General features: G+C 61.9%; 18 protein-coding genes. 12 read left to right on the forward strand and 6 right to left on the reverse strand.

Features of this window, described 5'->3' with window-relative positions:
- Positions 1-80: 80 nt before the first annotated feature.
- The 5 genes from ACK6BI_RS02500 (at position 81) to ppx (ending at position 4603) form a co-directional block, all read left to right on the forward strand.
- The gene (locus tag ACK6BI_RS02500) at positions 81-866 is read left to right on the forward strand and encodes a transporter substrate-binding domain-containing protein (protein ID WP_236192263.1); all 786 of its coding nucleotides are present in this window, start codon (positions 81-83) and stop codon (positions 864-866) included.
- A 21-nt stretch (positions 867-887) separates the two neighbouring features.
- Entirely contained in the window at positions 888-1568 is a 681-nt protein-coding gene (locus ACK6BI_RS02505) for an amino acid ABC transporter permease (protein WP_409315873.1), read from the forward strand.
- On the forward strand, positions 1565-2215 hold the full coding sequence (locus ACK6BI_RS02510; protein WP_409315874.1) for an amino acid ABC transporter permease: 651 nt from the start codon (positions 1565-1567) through the stop codon (positions 2213-2215). Before ACK6BI_RS02505 ends, ACK6BI_RS02510 begins: the two co-directional genes overlap by 4 nt.
- Positions 2202-2939, forward strand: a complete 738-nt coding sequence (locus ACK6BI_RS02515; RefSeq protein WP_409315875.1) for an amino acid ABC transporter ATP-binding protein — start codon at positions 2202-2204, stop codon at positions 2937-2939. The genes ACK6BI_RS02510 and ACK6BI_RS02515 overlap by 14 nt, the downstream gene beginning before the upstream one ends.
- 161 nt (positions 2940-3100) lie before the next feature.
- Positions 3101-4603: an exopolyphosphatase gene (ppx, locus tag ACK6BI_RS02520; protein WP_409315876.1), complete on the forward strand. Its 1503-nt coding sequence runs from the start codon at positions 3101-3103 to the stop codon at positions 4601-4603.
- Between the two features lie 64 nt (positions 4604-4667).
- Here ppx and ppk1 read toward each other — a convergent pair whose 3' ends face one another.
- Complete coding sequence (gene ppk1 / locus ACK6BI_RS02525; RefSeq protein ID WP_065258113.1) at positions 4668-6893, reverse strand: polyphosphate kinase 1; 2226 nt, start codon at positions 6891-6893, stop codon at positions 4668-4670.
- Between the two features lie 18 nt (positions 6894-6911).
- Positions 6912-7925 carry a porphobilinogen synthase gene (gene hemB / locus ACK6BI_RS02530; protein ID WP_065258114.1) on the reverse strand — a complete coding sequence of 338 codons (1014 nt, stop codon included), beginning with the start codon at positions 7923-7925 and terminating at the stop codon, positions 6912-6914.
- A 208-nt stretch (positions 7926-8133) separates the two neighbouring features.
- On the opposite strand from hemB, the gene ACK6BI_RS02535 reads away from it, so the two are divergent.
- Positions 8134-8790 (forward strand): DedA family protein, encoded by a 657-nt coding sequence (locus ACK6BI_RS02535; protein ID WP_065258115.1) that lies wholly within the window; start codon positions 8134-8136, stop codon positions 8788-8790.
- On the opposite strand, the gene ACK6BI_RS02540 is transcribed toward ACK6BI_RS02535, so the two are convergent.
- Complete coding sequence (locus ACK6BI_RS02540; protein ID WP_409315877.1) at positions 8771-10006, reverse strand: sterol desaturase family protein; 1236 nt, start codon at positions 10004-10006, stop codon at positions 8771-8773. The two genes, ACK6BI_RS02535 and ACK6BI_RS02540, sit on opposite strands and share 20 nt — an antisense overlap.
- Positions 10007-10121: 115 nt before the next feature.
- On the opposite strand from ACK6BI_RS02540, the gene elbB reads away from it, so the two are divergent.
- Positions 10122-10790: an isoprenoid biosynthesis glyoxalase ElbB gene (elbB, locus tag ACK6BI_RS02545; RefSeq protein WP_409315878.1), complete on the forward strand. Its 669-nt coding sequence runs from the start codon at positions 10122-10124 to the stop codon at positions 10788-10790.
- 50 nt (positions 10791-10840) lie between these two features.
- Here the strand turns inward: elbB and ACK6BI_RS02550 are convergent, their stop codons facing one another.
- Both ACK6BI_RS02550 and ACK6BI_RS02555 read right to left on the reverse strand, forming a co-directional pair.
- Positions 10841-11296 (reverse strand): YaiI/YqxD family protein, encoded by a 456-nt coding sequence (locus ACK6BI_RS02550; protein ID WP_085746828.1) that lies wholly within the window; start codon positions 11294-11296, stop codon positions 10841-10843.
- A 4-nt stretch (positions 11297-11300) separates the two neighbouring features.
- Entirely contained in the window at positions 11301-13196 is a 1896-nt protein-coding gene (locus ACK6BI_RS02555; RefSeq protein WP_409315879.1) for an FTR1 family protein, read from the reverse strand.
- 169 nt (positions 13197-13365) lie between these two features.
- Here ACK6BI_RS02555 and ACK6BI_RS02560 point away from each other — a divergent pair, with 169 nt between their 5' ends.
- The 5 genes from ACK6BI_RS02560 (at position 13366) to ACK6BI_RS02580 (ending at position 18135) form a co-directional block, all read left to right on the forward strand.
- Positions 13366-14772, forward strand: coding sequence for a COG3014 family protein (locus ACK6BI_RS02560; protein WP_409315880.1), 1407 nt, complete (start codon positions 13366-13368; stop codon positions 14770-14772).
- 206 nt (positions 14773-14978) lie between these two features.
- Positions 14979-16373, forward strand: coding sequence for a COG3014 family protein (locus tag ACK6BI_RS02565; RefSeq protein WP_409315881.1), 1395 nt, complete (start codon positions 14979-14981; stop codon positions 16371-16373).
- 15 nt (positions 16374-16388) lie between these two features.
- Complete coding sequence (locus ACK6BI_RS02570; protein WP_065258120.1) at positions 16389-16763, forward strand: YcfL family protein; 375 nt, start codon at positions 16389-16391, stop codon at positions 16761-16763.
- A 37-nt stretch (positions 16764-16800) separates the two neighbouring features.
- Complete coding sequence (gene lpoB, locus ACK6BI_RS02575; protein WP_409315882.1) at positions 16801-17388, forward strand: penicillin-binding protein activator LpoB; 588 nt, start codon at positions 16801-16803, stop codon at positions 17386-17388.
- A 3-nt stretch (positions 17389-17391) separates the two neighbouring features.
- A complete protein-coding gene (locus ACK6BI_RS02580) occupies positions 17392-18135 on the forward strand; it encodes a penicillin-binding protein activator LpoB (protein ID WP_409315883.1) in 744 nt (247 codons plus the stop codon).
- 62 nt (positions 18136-18197) lie between these two features.
- On the opposite strand, the gene ACK6BI_RS02585 is transcribed toward ACK6BI_RS02580, so the two are convergent.
- The gene (locus tag ACK6BI_RS02585) at positions 18198-18830 is read right to left on the reverse strand and encodes a LysE family transporter (RefSeq protein ID WP_065258123.1); all 633 of its coding nucleotides are present in this window, start codon (positions 18828-18830) and stop codon (positions 18198-18200) included.
- Positions 18831-18840 lie beyond the last annotated feature (10 nt).

Below are 18840 nucleotides of genomic sequence, written 5' to 3' on the forward strand. Positions count from 1 at the left end.
CGGGGCCAGACCGCTGGCTTGGCACGGCCCATGCTCTGTCCGATCGCAGATTTCACTTCCCGCCGATCCGGAGATTGTCCATGACGAAGCGTTACAGCGCCCTCCTCGCCGCCCTGTTTGCCGGCCTGATGCTCAGCCAGGCACCCGCCCATGCCGACGGTCTGGACGACGTAGTCAAACGCGGCACCCTGAAAGTCGCCGTGCCCCAGGACTTCCCGCCGTTCGGCTCGGTGGGCCCGGACATGAAGCCGCGCGGCCTCGATATCGACACCGCGAAACTGCTGGCCGACCAGCTCAAGGTCAAACTCGAACTGACCCCGGTGAACAGCACCAACCGCATCCCGTTCCTCACCACCGGCAAGGTCGATCTGGTGATTTCCAGCCTCGGCAAGAACCCCGAGCGCGAAAAGGTCATCGACTTCTCCCGCGCCTATGCGCCGTTCTATCTCGCGGTATTCGGCCCGCCAGAAGCTGCCGTCAGCACCCTGGACGACCTCAAGGGCAAGACCATCAGCGTCACCCGTGGCGCGATCGAAGACATCGAGCTGACCAAGGTCGCCCCCGAAGGCGTGACCATCAAGCGCTTCGAAGACAACAACTCGACGATCGCCGCCTACCTCGCCGGCCAGGTGGATCTGATTGCCAGCGGCAACGTGGTGATGGTCGCGATCAGTGAAAAGAATCCGAAGCGTGTGCCGGCGCTGAAAGTGAAGCTCAAGGATTCGCCAGTCTACGTCGGCGTGAACAAGAACGAGCCGGCGCTGCTGGGCAAGGTCAACGAGATCCTGGCTACCGCCAAGGCGGACGGCGCGCTGGAAAAGAACGCGCAGACCTGGCTCAAAGAGCCGCTGCCGGCCGACCTCTGACCGGCGACGCGGGAGACCTTCATGGCCTATCAATTCGATTTCCTGCCGGTGCTGGAGAACACTCATCTGCTGTTGCGCGGGGCGCTGTTCACCCTTGAACTGACCGCCATCGGCGCGCTGTTTGGCGTAGGGGTGGGCATCGTCGGGGCGCTGGTACGGGCGTGGAACATCCGCCCGTTCTCGGCGATCTTCGGCGTGTATGTGGAGTTGATCCGCAACACGCCATTCCTCGTGCAACTGTTCTTCATCTTTTTCGGCCTGCCGTCCCTCGGCGTGCAGATTTCCGAGTGGCAGGCGGCGGTGCTGGCGATGGTGGTCAACCTCGGCGCCTACTCGACGGAAATCATCCGCGCCGGCATCCAGGCGATACCGCGCGGGCAACTGGAAGCAGCGGCTGCGCTGGCGATGAGCCGTTTCGAAGCGTTTCGCCACGTGGTGCTGCGGCCGGCACTGGGCAAGGTCTGGCCGGCCCTGAGCAGCCAGATCATCATCGTCATGCTCGGTTCGGCCGTGTGTTCACAAATCGCCACCGAGGAGTTGAGCTTCGCCGCCAACTTCATTCAGTCGCGCAATTTCCGCGCCTTTGAAACCTATGCCCTGACCACCCTCATTTACCTGTGCATGGCGCTGCTGATCCGTCAGTTGCTGAACTGGCTCGGCCGGCGCTACTTGTCGACGAGCAACGCAAGGAGCAGTCAATGAGCGACTTCACGTTCTGGGACATCCTGCGCAACCTGTTGGCCGGCCTGCAATGGACACTGGCGCTGTCGCTGGTGGCGTTCATCGGCGGCGGGATCGTCGGGTTGCTGATTCTGGTGATGCGCATCTCGAAAAATGCGCTGCCGAGCCGCATCGCCCGTACCTGGATCGAATTGTTCCAGGGCACGCCGTTGCTGATGCAGCTGTTTCTGGTGTTCTTCGGCGTGGCCCTGGTCGGGGTGGAGATTTCGCCGTGGATGGCGGCGGCGATTGCCCTGACGCTGTTCACCAGCGCCTACCTGGCGGAGATCTGGCGCGGTTGCGTCGAGGCGATCCCCAATGGCCAGTGGGAAGCCTCGTCGAGTCTGGCGATGAATCCACTGGAGCAACTGCGCTACGTGATCCTGCCGCAGGCCCTGCGTATCGCCGTGGCGCCGACCGTAGGCTTTTCGGTGCAGGTGGTCAAAGGCACCGCCGTGACCTCGATCATCGGTTTCACCGAACTGACCAAGACCGGCGGCATGCTCGCCAACGCCACCTTCGAACCATTCATGGTCTACGGCCTCGTCGCCGCTGGCTATTTCCTGCTCTGCTACCCCCTGTCCCTCAGCGCGCGCTACCTGGAAAGGAGACTGCATGCCTCTGCTTAGAATTTCCGCTCTGCATAAATACTACGGCGATCACCACGTGCTCAAAGGCATCGACCTGAGCGTCGAGGAAGGCCAGGTGGTGGCGATCATCGGCCGCAGCGGCTCGGGCAAATCCACCCTGCTGCGCACCCTCAACGGCCTGGAATCGATCAACGACGGCGTGATCGAAGTCGACGGCGAATACCTCGACGCCGCCCGCGCCGACCTGCGCAGCCTGCGGCAGAAAGTCGGGATGGTGTTTCAGCAGTTCAATCTGTTCCCGCACCTGACGGTGGGCGAAAACGTGATGCTCGCGCCGCAAGTGGTGCAGAAAGTACCCAAGGCCAAGGCTGCGGAACGGGCGCGGCAGATGCTGGAACGCGTTGGTCTGGGTGAAAAATTCGACGCCTTCCCGGATCGCCTCTCGGGTGGCCAGCAACAGCGCGTGGCAATCGCCCGGGCGTTGGCGATGTCGCCCAAAGTGCTGCTGTGCGACGAGATCACCTCGGCGCTGGACCCGGAACTGGTCAACGAAGTGCTCAGCGTGGTCCGGCAACTGGCCAGGGAAGGCATGACGCTGATCATGGTCACCCACGAAATGCGCTTCGCCCGGGAAGTCGGGGACAAACTGGTGTTCATGCATCAGGGCAAGGTGCATGAGGTGGGGGATCCGAAGGTGCTGTTTGCCGATCCGCAGACGCCGGAGTTGGCGAATTTCATCGGCACGGTCGAAGTCACTCACTGAACCTGCCCATTCTCTGTGGCGAGGGAGCGTGCTCCCGCTGGGCTGCGAAGCAGCCCAGCGGCCCGTAAACTTGTGCTGAATCAAGCCTTTCAGTTCTGCGCGTTGGCGGCAGCGTTTGATCGTGGCACGATGTCAGGGTTATCGACCGAGACCCCCTGACCATGCCGCAATCCCAAGCCAAGAATCTGTCCCTGATCGCCGCAATCGACCTGGGCTCCAACAGCTTCCACATGGTCGTGGCCAAGGCCCAGAACGGCGAAATCCGTATTCTCGAACGTCTCGGGGAGAAGGTGCAGCTGGCCGCCGGCATCGACGAAGAGCGCCATCTCAACGAAGAATCCATGCAGCGCGGGCTCGATTGCCTCAAGCGTTTTGCCCAACTGATCAACGGCATGCCGCTAGGCGCCGTGCGGATCGTCGGCACCAACGCCCTGCGTGAAGCCCGCAACCGCCTGGAATTCATCCACCGCGCCGAAGAAATACTCGGTCACCCGGTGGAAGTCATCTCCGGCCGTGAAGAGGCGCGCCTGATCTACCTCGGCGTGTCCCACACCCTCGCCGACACCCCGGGCAAGCGCCTGGTCGCCGACATCGGCGGTGGCAGTACCGAATTCATCATCGGGCAACGATTCGAACCGTTGTTGCGCGAAAGCCTGCAAATGGGCTGTGTGAGCTTCACCCAGCGCTATTTCAAGGACGGCAAGATCACCCCGGCCCGCTACGCCCAGGCCTACACGGCGGCGCGCCTGGAAATCATGAGCATCGAACACGCCCTGCATCGCCTGACCTGGGATGAAGCCATCGGCTCCTCGGGCACCATCCGCGCCATCGGCCTGGCGTTGAAGGCCGGCGGACACGGCGCCGGCGAAGTGAATGCCGAAGGCCTGGCGTGGCTCAAGCGTCGCCTGTTCAAGCTCGGCGACGTCGACAAGATCGATTTTGAAGGCATCAAACCTGACCGTCGGGCGATCTTCCCGGCGGGCCTGGCGATCCTCGAAGCGATCTTCGACGCCCTCGAACTGCAACGCATGGATCACTGCGAAGGGGCGCTGCGTGAAGGCGTGCTCTACGACCTGCTTGGCCGCCATCATCACGAAGACGTGCGCGAACGCACCCTGACCTCGCTGATGGAGCGCTACCACGTTGACCTGGAACAGGCCGCACGGGTCGAGCGCAAAGCGCTGCACGCCTTCGATCAGGTGGCCGAGGACTGGCAACTGGAAGACGGCATCTGGCGCGAACTGCTGGGCTGGGCGGCGAAAGTGCACGAAGTCGGGCTCGACATCGCCCACTACCACTACCACAAGCACGGCGCCTACCTGATCGAGCACTCGGACCTCGCCGGGTTCTCCCGCGAAGACCAGCAAATGCTCGCCCTGCTGGTGCGCGGCCACCGCCGCAACATCCCCAAGGACAAGTTCGCCGAATTCGGTGAGGACGGCGACAAGCTGATCCGCCTGTGCGTCCTGCTGCGCTTTGCGATCCTGTTCCATCACATTCGTGGCACCCAGGCCATGCCGCAGGTCGCGTTGCACGCCAAAGGCGACAACCTCGACGTGGAATTCCCGGAAAACTGGCTGGATGAGAACCAGCTGACTCAGGCCGACTTCGCGCTTGAGGCCGAGTGGCTGACGCGGGTGGGTATTGTCCTGACCGTGCACTGAGTCAAGGCAGGCACAAAAAAGGCGATCCGGATGGATCGCCTTTTTATTGCTTTGAGACCTGCGGTCAACTGCTCACGGGCAGAATCGGACTGCCCAACCGCTCCAGCAACGTCGCCTGCGCACTGCGCGGGTTCTGGTTGCCGGTCGGCGTGTTGCGGATGTAGCGACCGTCCGATTGCAGGCTCCAGCTGTGGGTGTTGTCGGTCAGGTACAGCTCCAGCTCTTTCTTGACCCGGGTCAGCAGCTTCTTGCCCTCCACCGGGAAGCAGGTCTCGACGCGCTTGTCGAGATTGCGCTCCATCCAGTCGGCGCTGGAGAGGAACATCTGTTCCTCGCCGCCGTTGAGGAAGTAGAACACCCGGGTGTGTTCGAGGAAGCGGCCGATGATCGAGCGCACGTGAATGTTGTGCGAAACCCCGGCGATACCCGGACGCAGGCAGCACATGCCGCGCACCACCAGGTCGATGCGCACGCCGGACTGGCTGGCCTTGTACAGCGCGCGGATGATCTTCGGATCGGTCAGCGAGTTGAACTTGGCAATGATGTGAGCCGGCTTGCCGTCGAGGGCGAATTGCGTCTCGCGGGCGATCATGTCGAGCATGCCCTTCTTCAGGGTGAACGGCGCATGCAGCAGCTTCTTCATGCGCAGCGTCTTGCCCATGCCGATCAACTGGCTGAACAGTTTGCCGACGTCTTCGCACAAGGCATCGTCGGAGGTCAGCAGGCTGTAGTCGGTATACAGACGGGCGTTGCCGGCGTGGTAGTTACCGGTGCCGAGGTGCGCATAACGCACGATCTCGCCGGCCTCGCGGCGCAGGATCAGCATCATCTTGGCGTGAGTCTTGAAGCCGACCACGCCGTAGATCACCACCGCACCCGCTGCCTGCAGACGGCTGGCCAGTTGCAGGTTGGACTCTTCGTCGAAGCGCGCCCGCAGCTCGATGACCGCCGTCACTTCCTTGCCGTTACGCGCGGCATCCACCAACGCATCGACGATTTCCGAGTTGGCGCCGGAGCGATACAGCGTCTGGCGCACAGCCAGAACGTGCGGGTCTTTCGCGGCCTGACGCAGCAAGTCGACCACCGGAGTGAACGACTCGAACGGGTGCAGCAGCAGGATGTCCTGCTTGCTGACGACGCTGAAAATGTTTTCGCTGTTCTGCAGCAGTTTCGGGATCTGCGGCGTGAACGGCGTGTATTGCAACTCCGGATGGCTGTCCAGACCGGTGATGCTGAACAGACGGGTCAGGTTGACCGGGCCGTTGACCTGATACAGCTCGGTCTCACTGAGGCTGAACTGCTTGAGCAGGTAGTCCGACAGGTGTTTCGGACAGGTGTCGGCGACTTCCAGACGCACGGCGTCACCGTAACGACGGGAGAACAACTCCCCACGCAGGGCGCGGGCCAGGTCTTCGACGTCTTCGGAGTCGAGCGCCAGGTCGGCGTTCCGGGTCAGGCGGAACTGGTAGCAGCCCTTTACCTTCATGCCCTGGAACAGGTCATCGGCGTGAGCATGGATCATCGACGACAGGAACACATAGTTGTCGCCAGGGCCGCCGACTTCCTCCGGCACCTTGATGATCCGTGGCAGCAGACGCGGCGCCGGGATGATCGCCAGACCGGAATCGCGACCGAAGGCGTCGATGCCTTCGAGCTCGACGATGAAGTTCAGGCTCTTGTTCACCAGCAACGGAAACGGGTGCGTCGGGTCGAGGCCGATCGGAGTGATGATCGGCGCGATCTCGTCGCGGAAGTAGCGACGGACCCAGGTCTTGAGCTTGGTGGTCCAGTAGCGCCGACGAATGAAGCGCACCTGATGCTTTTCCAGCTCCGGCAGCAGGATGTCGTTGAGGATCGCATACTGGCGGTCTACATGACCGTGCACCAGCTCGCTGATGCGGGCCAGGGCCTGATGCGGCTGCAGGCCGTCAGCGCCGGCCTGTTCCCGGGCGAAGGTGATCTGCTTCTTGAGGCCGGCGACACGGATTTCGAAGAATTCGTCGAGGTTGCTGGAGAAGATCAGCAGGAACTTCAGCCGCTCCAGCAACGGGTAGGACTCGTCCAGCGCCTGTTCCAGCACGCGGATGTTGAACTGCAGTTGCGACAATTCCCGGTGGATATACAGGCTGCTGTCATCCAGGCCGGGAATCGCGATCACCGGTGCCGCTGCGGCGGACTCGGTGGCCGGCGCGGGCGGCGCAGGTTCGAGTTCCGGCGGGGTTTCGGTGATCTGCTCGACCACGGGTTGAGCTTCTTTTACGGCAACTTCAGTGAGTCCTTCGGTATTCATCGAATGTTCCTGGGAGGGCTATTTCTGCTCTCGTAACAATTGAGCGGCACGGACAGCAAAGTAAGTCAGGATGCCATCAGCGCCGGCACGTTTAAAGGCGGTCAGGGATTCGAGGATCACGCCTTCGCTCAACCAGCCATTCTGGATCGCCGCCATGTGCATGGCGTATTCGCCGCTGACCTGATAGACGAAGGTCGGCACTTTGAAGGCATCTTTTACCCGGAACAAAATGTCCAGGTAAGGCATGCCGGGCTTGACCATGACCATGTCCGCGCCTTCAGACAAGTCCGCGCCCACTTCGTGCAACGCTTCGTCGCTGTTGGCCGGGTCCATCTGGTAGGAAGCCTTGTTCGCCTTGCCCAGATTCGCGGCCGATCCCACGGCATCGCGGAACGGGCCGTAATAGGCGCTGGCGTACTTGGCCGAGTAGGCCATGATCCGCACGTTGACGTGACCGGCCAGCTCCAGCGCTTCACGGATCGCCTGGATGCGACCGTCCATCATGTCCGACGGGGCCACCACCTGGGCACCTGCTGCGGCGTGGGACAACGCCTGTTTGACCAGTGCATCGACGGTGATGTCGTTCTGCACGTAGCCGTCTTCGTCGAGAATGCCGTCCTGACCGTGGGTGGTGAACGGATCGAGAGCGACGTCAGTGATCACCCCCAGCTCCGGGAACCGATCACGCAGGGCACGGGTGGCGCGCTGGGCGATGCCTTCGGGATTCCACGCTTCGGCGGCATCGAGGGACTTGAGTTCGGATGGCGTGACCGGGAACAGCGCCAGCGCCGGGATCCCCAGCTCGACCCATTTCGCCGCTTCTTCCAGCAGCAGGTCGATGGTCAGGCGCTCGACACCCGGCATCGAAGCCACGGCTTCGCGGCGGTTTTCACCGTCGAGCACGAACACCGGCAGGATCAGGTCATCGACCGTCAACACGTTCTCACGTACCAGACGCCGGGAAAAATCATCACGACGATTGCGACGCAGGCGGGTGGCAGGGAACAGACGGTTGGCTGGGGTAAAGCTCACGGCAGACTCCTGAGCCCGCGCAAACGGGCGAGCGTGACAGTTATAAGCGGCCATTATGACGGTCGTATTACAGTTATGTGCACCCCTGTGACACGTAGCCGCAATCCATTGTCGTTGTAGGAAATGTTAACGTCGAGACACATTTCGACACTTTCCTGAATGTGTCCGAAGGGTTAGGCTGCGCGTTCATTTCGCCAGCACCCAGACAATGCTCCAACAATTTCTGCATGACTTCGGCTACTTTGCCTTGTTTCTCGGCACGTTCTTCGAAGGCGAAACCATCCTGGTGCTCGCGGGCTTCCTCGCGTTCCGTGGTTACATGGACATCAACCTGGTGGTGGTCGTGGCGTTCTTCGGCAGCTATGCCGGCGATCAGCTGTGGTACTTCCTGGGCCGCAAGCACGGGCGCAAGTTGCTGGCGCGCAAACCGCGCTGGCAAATGTTGGGCGACCGCGCACTGGAGCACATTCGCAAGCACCCGGACATCTGGGTCCTGAGCTTTCGCTTCGTATACGGCCTGCGCACGGTGATGCCGGTGGCGATCGGCCTGTCGGGCTATCCGCCGGGACGTTATCTGCTGCTGAACGGCATCGGTGCGGCGATCTGGGCCGCGGCCCTGGCCGCAGCCGCGTACCACTTCGGCGCGGTGCTCGAAGGCATGCTGGGCAGCATCAAGAAATATGAACTGTGGGTACTCGGTGCGCTGCTGGTGCTGGGGGTCGGCCTCTGGTTGCGCCGCCGGTTCAAGAATGCCCGGCTGGCGAAAAAGGTCTACGAAGAAGAACAGGCCGAGCAACTGGCCAAGGCCGAACGGCACAAGGCCGAACAGGCCAAGGCAGCCGAGCCTAAGACACCCACCGAGTAACCCGCTGGCGACAGCAGTACAGCCCGATGCCGCTGAGCAGACTGTAGCCGAGCAGGCCGGCCCAGACTTCGGGGCTGGCCGGCCACAATCCGACCTGCGGCGCCAGCCACACCAGCGGCAGGTTCGCCGCCAATCGCAACAGCTCAAGCTTCAGCGCCCACGGGCGATTCTCCAGGGCCACACCCAGCACAAACAGACCCAACGCCATCGCGCCCCAGCCCAGCACCAGGGCACCGGTCGGCAGACTGCGCTCCAGACTCATCAGATAACTGCCCAGTGCCACATACACGCCAAATTGCAGCAGCACGTACCACTGCTGTCGGGCGCCCAACGGCACTTCGAATTTGCGGAACCGGCTCAGATCCGGCTTGCTCAGCGGATATTTCGCCGCCACGTCCGCCGGGCGCCATCCGGTGCGCATGAACCAGATACGCAGCTTGTCCCATCTGCTTGTGGCGCGCCGCGCATCATTCCAGAGCTGCGCGTAAAACTGCAGGTTGGCCCATAACGGATTCCAGCTCGCCAACGGTGTGGTCACGCCGAAAATCACCGGCTCGTTGTCGTCCTCTTCCTGAAACGAGCCGAACAGGCGATCCCAAATAATGAACACCCCGCCGTAGTTGCGATCCATGTAGAGAGCGTTCTGTGCATGGTGGGCCCGATGATTGGACGGCGTGACGAAAAACCATTCGAACCAGCCGAGCTTGGGAATGTGCTTTGTATGCACCCAGAACTGATACAGCAGATTCAGTGCGGCGACACTGACGAACACCGGCAACGGCACGCCCAGCACCGCCATCGGCAGATAAAAGATCCAGCCCAGCAGAAACCCGGTGCTGGTCTGGCGCAAGGCCGTGGAAAGGTTGTAGTCCTCGCTCTGGTGATGCACCGAATGAGCAGCCCAGAGGATGTTCCGCTCATGGCCCATACGGTGCAGCCAGTAGTAACAGAAATCGTAGAGGACAAAGGCGAAGACCCACACCCCGACACTGTCCGCCGGCAACCTGAACAGCGCCAGATGCTCCAGGGCAAACCCGTAAGTCAGCAGGCCCACGCCCTTGGTCAGCAGGCCGGTGGTGGTCGACAGCACCCCGGTGCTGATGCTGCTCACAGCATCGGCCAGGCGATAGTTACTCACCCCGCGCCAACGGTCGGCGATCAGCTCGACCACGATCAATACAAAGAAAAACGGCACCGCATACAGAATGAAGTTCATGACGTGCCCTGACGAGATCCGTGTGCACTGATCCTAGGTGTAGCGACGACCTGCCCCTATGGCAACGAGCGACAAATTAGTGGACATTTAGCGCCATGAATCTGGAGAGAAACCCATGAGCAAAAAAGTTGCAGTGATCCTGTCCGGTTGCGGCGTGTACGACGGCGCCGAGATCCACGAGAGCGTCATCACCCTGCTGCGCCTGGATCAGCGTGGCGCCCAGGTGCAGTGCTTCGCCCCGGACATCGCGCAATTGCATGTGATCAACCACCTCACCGGCAAAGAGATGCCCGAGTCGCGCAACGTGCTGGTGGAGTCGGCGCGCATCGCCCGGGGCAACGTCAAGGATGTCCGTGAAGCCGATGTCGATGACTTCGATGCGCTGATCGTTCCCGGCGGTTTCGGCGCGGCGAAGAACCTGTCGAGTTTCGCCGCCGACGGCGCCGGCTGCTGCGTTCAGCCGGACGTACTGGCGCTGACCGAGGCGTTTGCCGAAGCGGGCAAACCGGTGGGCCTGATGTGCATTTCGCCGGCGCTCGCCGCCAAGATCTACGGTCCGGGCGTGACCTGCACCATCGGCAACGATGCCGACACCGCAGCAGCCATCGGCAAGATGGGCGCCACCCACGAAGACTGCGCCGTGACCGACATCATCGAAGACAAGGCGCGCAAACTGGTGACCACCCCGGCCTACATGCTGGCGCAGTCGATCAGTGAGGCGGCTTCGGGGATCAACAAGCTGGTCGACCGGGTCCTCGAGCTGACCCACGAAAACGACGCCTGAGCACCTCTTCCACTGGATCAATACTCGCTCCCACAGGTCTTGTATGAGGCTCAGGACTGGCGCGCCAGCCGCGTCAGGATCCGGTCCAGGGCATTGGCGAACGCCTGCTTCTCCCGGTCGCCGAACGGCGCCGGGCCACCGCTGACCTGGCCCTGCTCGCGCAGATCGGTGAACAGGTTGCGCGTCGCCAGCCGTTCACCCATGTTCTGCGCGTCGAACTCCTTGCCTCGCGGGTCCAGCGCTGCAACGCCCTTCTTCACCAGCCGGTCGGCCAGCGGGATGTCGCTGCAGATCACCAGCTCGCCCGGCACCGCATGCTCCACCAGATAATCATCCGCCGCATCGGGACCGCTCGGCACCACGATCAGCTTGACGATCGCCAGCGCCGGTTTGCTCTGCGGCTGCCCCGCCACCAGCACCACCTCGAAGCGGCGCTTGAGGGCGAACTTCACCACCAGCTCTTTAGCCATCTTCGGGCAGGCGTCGGCATCGATCCATACGCGTATCATCTCAGGCCGCCACCCGGCGCTTTTCCGCCACCCGGCTGCGACCGTAGAGCACGATGATCGCCGCAATCGCCACGGCCTGCGCGGTCAGCGAGTAGGCATCGGCGTGAATCCCCAGCCATTCGAAATCGAAGAACGCCACCGGCCGGGTGCCGAAGATCCCGGCTTCCTGCAACGCTTTCACGCCGTGGCCGGCGAACACCACCGACAGTGCGCACAGCAGCGCCGCGTTGATACTGAAGAACAGCGCCAGCGGCAATTTCGCCGAGCCGCGCAGAATGATCCAGGCCAGACCGAACAGCAGCACCAGCGCCGTAGCGCCGCCCGCCAATACCGCGTTGTGCCCGGCAGGACCGGCCTGCAGCCACAGGGTTTCGTAGAACAGAATCACTTCGAACAGCTCGCGATACACCGAGAAAAACGCCAGCACCGCAAAACCGAACCGTCCACCGCCACCGACCAGGCTCTGTTTGATGTAGTCCTGCCACGCCGCCGCGTGCCGACGGTCGTGCATCCACACCCCGAGCCACAGCACCATGACACTGGCGAACAGCGCCGTGGCGCCTTCCAGCAGTTCGCGCTGGGAGCCGCTGACATCGATCACATACGCCGCCAGCGCCCAGGTACCGAGACCGGCCAGCAACGCCAGGCCCCACCCGACGTTGACGCTGCGCACCGCCGATTGCTGGCCGGTATTGCGCAGGAACGCGAGGATCGCCGCCAGCACCAGAATCGCCTCCAGGCCTTCGCGCAGCAGAATCAGCAGCCCGGAAATGTAGCTCAGCGACCAGCTCAGACCGTCGCTGCCCAGCAAATCGGCAGACGCCTTGAGTTTGCCCTTGGCCGCGTCAAGGCGCTGCTCGGCCTGCTCCACCGGCAAGCCGTCCTGCAGCGATTGCCGGTAGGCCATCAAGGATTTTTCAGTGTCCTTGCGCACGTTGGCGTCGACGTTATCCAGTGAGCTTTCAACCAGCTCGAAACCCTCCAGATATGCGGCAACGGACAAGTCATACGCTTGATCACGATCGCCGGCGCGGTACGCGGCCAGGCTCTTGTCCAAGGTCGCGGCGGTGTAGTCGAGCAACTGCGCCGGGCCGCGCTTGACCTGCGGCGGCTGCGCCCGTTGCGTGCGGAAGGTCGCGGCGGCTTCGGCGCCTTCGGCGGCCTGCACTTCGGCCGGGGTCTGACGGGCGAGGTCGGCGATGTTGTAGGTCTTGTCGGTTTTCGCTGTGGCCGGATCGGCGCTGAATTGTGCGATGTAGGTCGCCAGATCCCAGCGCTGACGGTCGTCCAGTTGATCGGCGAAGGCCGGCATGTCGGTGCCTTCGACGCCTTGGCCGAGGGTGTTGAAGATTGCGTAGAGACTCAGATGATCCAGACGTGAGGCATCACGCAGGTTGGCCGGCGCGGGCTCCATACCGACACTCGCAGGCCCGTCGCCGGCACCGTTGGCGCCATGACACACCGAACAGTGCTGAGCGTAGAGCGGCGCACCACGGGCCGGGTCCGGGGTGATGATCGGCGCCTGGCTGACTTCATAGGCCACCGCCAGTTTTGCCCCCAGTTGCCGGGCCTGACGGGCGACGTCCGCGCCGTCCTGCTTCGCGGTGATGGCGGCGAGCAGAGCGTCGACGCCCTGCTCCAGGCCGGCCTTCTCCGGTTTGGCCGGCATCCCGGCAATCAACCCTTGCAGCGCCCGGGTGAATTCCAGTTGCTCGCGGTATTCGGCATCGTCGACAACCTTGCCTGCCTCTACCGTTGGCGGGTAGTCGGCGCTGATGTAATCAAGCAGGTGCAGCGCCCGGGGCGCGCCTTCCACGGTATCGGCCAGCAGATTGAAACTGCTCAGGGCAAACAGCGGGAACACCAGCCAGGCCAGGAATCGGGACGAGGCAGTCATGAAAGAATCTCAATTGGAAATGCGAAGTAACACATTGTTCACGTCAAGCAGGCCTGACTCAAGCTTTCTCGCCAACCGGGACGGATAACGTGCATGGTCAAGCAGCACATAGCCATCACTCGCCCCTATACTGCGTCGCCTCCCGCTTCTCTCGATTAAGGAAGATCTCGTGGTCAAGCGCCATTGCCTGCTGTTTCCCTTGCTGTTGAGCGCGCTCCTGCAACTGAGCGGTTGCGGGGCCTACCGCAATTACGACCTGGAACTGCAACAAACCACCGATCAATTGAAAGCAGGCAACACCGACGGGGCGCTGGCCCTGATCGAGGCGCATAACCCGGATGAAGAAAAAGACCTGCTGTATTACTTCGAGAAAGGTGCGGTGCTCAGCGCCGCCGGCGAGTTGTCACAGAGCCAGGTGGCCTGGCGCAGTGCCGAACAGAAGGTGATCGAGCGCCAGGACACCATCGAAACCACTGGCGACAAGCTGCTTGCCGCCCTGGGCAATGAATGGGGAAGCATCATCAACGACAAGCTTCGTCGTTACGATGGCTATGACTATGAAAAGGTCATGCTGACTACGCAAATGGCGCTGAATCAATTGGCCGTGAACGACTTCGATGGCGCCCGTGCGGACATCAAGAAGACCCACGAGCGCGAAACACTGATCGCCCGGCAACGAGAGCTGGAATATGAGCGTGTTGAAAACGCCGCCAGAGATCAGGGCGCCCGTTTGCATTACAAGGACCTGCAGGGTTATCCGGTGATCATGCTCGAGTCACCGGCAGTGATTGCCCTGAAAAACGGCTATCAAAGTGCGTTCAGCCACTATCTGGCCGGCTTCACGTATGAAGCGTTGGGTGAGAAGGATCTGGCTGCACCGGGTTATCGCCAGGCGATCGAACTTCGTCCTGACATACCATTCTTCCAACAGGCGCTGCGTGACCTCGACAGCCCCGGGCTCAAGGCGGGCGAAAGCGATGTGCTGATCATTGTGCAGAGCGGACTGGCCCCTGCCCGCAGCTCGGTGCGCGTGCCTTTCCCGGTGAAGCTCGACGACGGACAGGTGATCGTCGCCAATATCTCGTTTCCGGTGATGGTGCCCGATACCTCCACTCAACCTTTCAACCAGATAACGCTCGACGGTCGTCAAAGGAAGCTGATCACCGTCAACAACATCACCGACATGTCCCTGCGCACCCTGCGTGACGACATGCCCGGGATCATTCAGCGCACCACTTATCGAGCATTCCTGGCGGCGGACGTTCAAGGCACCGATAACCGCCGCAATCCCGCCAAGGCTTCTTACGTGACCCAGCATGACGGTTTCGAGCACGCCGATACCCGCACCTGGCGCACTCTTCCCAACCTCACCCAGGTACTGCGCCTGCGTCTGAAGAAAGGCGAGCACTCGATCAGCCTGCCTACGGCGCCAAGTGCTGCACCTCTGAAAATCCGCATTGATCAGGATCGCCAGGTCATCGGCTTGCGTGCACTTGGCGATCGGATCTACGCCAACGGGAGTGCCTTCCGGGACATCATCACAGGCGGCACGCGAACGGTATCCAGCATGAAGTAAGTGATGGCACTCGACTAACCAGTGCGATTAAAAAGCTATTACATAGCCAGCACCGCCCGCCTATAATGCCGCGCCCTCGTTATCGCGATGCGGCATTAAAGCTCCTCTGTTTATGAGGAATTGGCAGGAGGCCAACGCCACTGTCGATCGGTCCCAGCAGCCCGACCCGCACCCGAGGCTGTCGCTACTCATGGAAGAAGTACCCCATGGCATTTCGCGCTCCCACTCTGATCGCGCTTGGCGCCGTCACTCTGCTGTCCGGCTGTTCGGCGTTTCGCAACTACGATTCCGAACTGGCCCAGACCAACCAGCAACTGGCCACCGGCAACGTCGACGCCGCCCTGACCCTGCTGGAAAAGAACAACACCGGCCCGGACAAGGACCTGCTTTATTACTTCGAGAAAGGTGAACTGCTGCGCGCCAAGGGCGATCTGTCCGGCAGCCAGAACGCCTGGACCAGCGCCGACCAGGTGGTGGGCAAATGGGAAGACTCGGTCAAGCTCGACACCGACAAGTACCTGGCCCAGTTCGGCAGTTTCCTGGTCAATGACAAGGTCCGTCGCTACGAGGGCTACGACTACGAAAAAGTCATGCTGACCACGCAGATGGCCCTGAACCTGCTGGCGGTCAACGACTTCGACGGCGCCCGCACCGCGATCAAGAAGACCCACGAACGTGAAGCCGTGATCGCCGACCTGCGTGACAAGGAATACCTCAAGAGCGAAGAGGAAGCCGAGAAAGAAGGCATCAAGACTCAGTACAAGGACTTGCAAGGCTACCCGGTCGCCAGCCTCGACGCCCCGGAAGTGGTCGGCCTGAAGAACAGCTACCAGAGCGCGTTCAGCCATTACCTGGCCGGTTTCGTCTACGAAGCCCTGGATGAAAAAGACCTGGCCGCGCCGGGCTACCGCAAGGCGGCCGAGCTGCGCCCGAACACGCCGCTGCTGGAGCAGGCGCTGGTCAACCTCGACAAACCGGTCAAGAGCGATGACAGCGACGTCCTGATCGTGGTGCAAAGCGGTCTGGCACCGGCCCGCGACTCGATCCGCGTACCGCTGCCGCTGCCGATTTCCGACAACGTGGTCATTACCCCGCTGTCGTTTCCGATCATCAAGCCTGACACCTCGACCGCAACGTTCGCGCAGATCGGTGTCGACGGCCAGCAACTGGACCTGACCGCGCTCAACAGCACCACTGCCATGTCGCGCCGCGCCCTGCGCGATGACATGCCGGGGATCATCCTGCGCACCACCGTGCGCGCGATCACCAAAGGCGTGGCGCAGAAGAAAATCAACGAAACCAACCCGCTGGCGGGTCTGGCCGTCGGCATCTCTTCAGCGGTGCTCGAAGGTGCCGATACCCGTACGTGGCGTACCCTGCCGGACACCACCCAAGTGGTGCGCCTGCGCCTGAAAAAGGGTGAACATCAGGTCACTCTGCCGAGCGCCGTGGGCGGTTCGGTGGTCAAGGTCAACGTCGATCAGCGTTATCAGGTCGTCACCCTGCGCGCCGTCGGCAATCAGGTATTCGCCGCAGGCCTCGCCGCTCACGTGATCCCGAGCACCGCCGGCACCGCCGTGGCCAGCCTCAAACAACCTTAAGAACGGAGTCTTTGCATGCGTTTCAAACTCTTCGCCGTTGCCGCCCTCGCCGTCCTGGCCAGCGGCTGCGCCACCCCGCCGCCCCCGGAGCCGGGCAGCGCCGCGAGCAAGGTCGTGGCAATGGGCCCGCAAAAACACATCGCGGTCGGCGCCATGCGCGTCGCCCGCGAGAACGGCTTCATGACCGTCAATGTGCAGTTGACCAACACCCTCAACAGCAACAAGACGTTCTACTACCGCTTCGCCTGGCTGGGACCGGAAGGTTTCCCGATTGCCGAAGAAGAAGTCTGGAAGAGCCAGATGATGTACGGCGCCCAGACCAGCTTCATTCAGGGCATTGCCCCGACGCCGAAAGCCGTGGACTTCCGCCTGGAACTCAAGACGCCTTAAGCCCGCCCCCCCCATTCCCGATTCAGAGAGCATTCCCATGTTTGCACGCTTTTCCTTCATCGCCTTCCTCGCCCTGCTGGCCTCCGGCTGCGCCAACACTTCGCCGACCCTGGGCAGCAAGAACATCAGCTACGGCGATACCAAGGCCGTTGAAACCGTGACCAACGAATTCGGTTCCACCGACCTGCAGATGATTGCCGAATCGATGACCCGCTCCCTGGCCCAGTCCGGTGTCCTGCAGGGCCGTCCTGTGGTTCAGGTCTATGACGTGAAGAACAAGACCAGCGAATACATCGACACCCGCGAGATCACCACCACCATCAAGACCCAACTGATGAAGTCCGGCACTGCCCGCTTCGCCAGCGACAACACCGCGATGCAGAGCCAGGTCGACCAGCTCAAGCTGCAAAACCAGAGCGGTCTGTACAAGAAGAGCACCGTGGCCAAGACCGGCAACATGATCGCCGCCAAATACCGCCTTGAAGGTTCGATCAGCTCGATCGTCAAGCGCAGCAGCGATTACAAGGACGTCTTCTACAAATTCAGCCTGCAACTGATCGACGTTGAAAGCGGTCTGGCCGAGTGGATGGACGAGAAAGAGATCCGCAAAACCACGGAGCGTTAATCGATGCGCACATGGATTGGCATGATGGCCCTGGCTTGCGCGTTCAGCGCACAAGCGGCCCCGAAAGTCGCGGTGACGGACCTGGCGTATCAGGAACGCGTGGAGCAATACATCCACGTCGTTTCGGCGCAAAACAACTACCGTGAGGGTTACTACAGCGCCAGCGGATCTTCGAGCTACAACGAGCTCGAAGCGTCCACCAGCTACATCGAACAAGGCGAGCTGCGCAAGTTCACCGGCGACATCAAGGGTGAAATCCTGCGCACCGGGATGTTCCAGCTGGTGCAGGGAACGCCGTACACGGCGTCGTCCAAGGGCGACGTCTACGACGTGATCAAGCGGATCAAGGCCGGCAACTTCAAGGGCGCCGACTACGTGCTGTTCGGTACGGTGTCCGACATCGACTTCACCCAGGACATGAACGAGCTGGCCAATACCGACAGCTATTCAGCCGTACTGGGCCTGACGCTGGTGGCGGACTTCAGCCTGATCAACACCAAAACCTACGAAATCACCTCGGCCTTCACGGCCATGGGCGAAGCGCAGGACACCAAACTGGTGAACCACCGCGACATCAAGATCTCGCTCAACCGCCCACGGGTGGTGCGCGAGGTCTCGAAGGCGCTGGGTGAAGACGTGGCCGGACAGCTGAGCCAGCAGCTCGGCGGTGGTGGCTACGAGCAACCGCGTGAACCGCAGCAGCGCAACAATCTGCCGCGTGATACGGCGCCAGTGATTCTGCGCTGACCGGCAGCCGGAAACGAAAAAAGGCGACCTGAAAAGGTCGCCTTTTTTATGCCTGCCGCGCTTTACGCGGCGGCTTTGCGCAACGTCGCCATGAACGCCGCCGCACCGATGAACAGCCCGGCAAACGTGCGGTTCATGCGTTTCTGCTGGGTCGGTGTGCGCAACAGGCGCAGTACCTTCGACGCCAGACCGGTATAGCCGGCCATGACGATCAGGTCGACGCAGATCATGGTCACGCCGATCACCACATACTGGATCAGCAGCGGCGCATGAGGATTGATGAACTGCGGCAGCACCGCCAGCATGAACACCAGCGCCTTGGGGTTGCTGATATTCACCAGGAAGCCACGGAACACCAGCGCCATCGGCCGCCCGATCGGGCGCACGGCCGCGTCATCGCTCATGTCCATGGGCAGTGCACGCCACTGCCTGATCGCCAGATAAACCAGGTAGGCGACACCGAACCATTTGATCGCATGGAACGCAGTGGCCGAAGCGGTGAGGATCGCGCCGACACCAGCGCCCACGATGGCAATCTGCAGGGCCAGGCCCAGTTGCAGGCCCAGGGCGTTCCAGTAACCGCGCCAGAAACCGTATTGCAGACCGCTGGACATCGACGCAATCGCACCGGCGCCCGGAGAAAGGCTGATTACCCAACACGCGGCAAAAAACGCCAGCCATGTTTGAAGCTCCATCGCACACCTC

The organism is Pseudomonas sp. KCJK9016 (assembly GCF_046231795.1).
Lineage (GTDB): Bacteria > Pseudomonadota > Gammaproteobacteria > Pseudomonadales > Pseudomonadaceae > Aquipseudomonas > Aquipseudomonas bananamidigenes.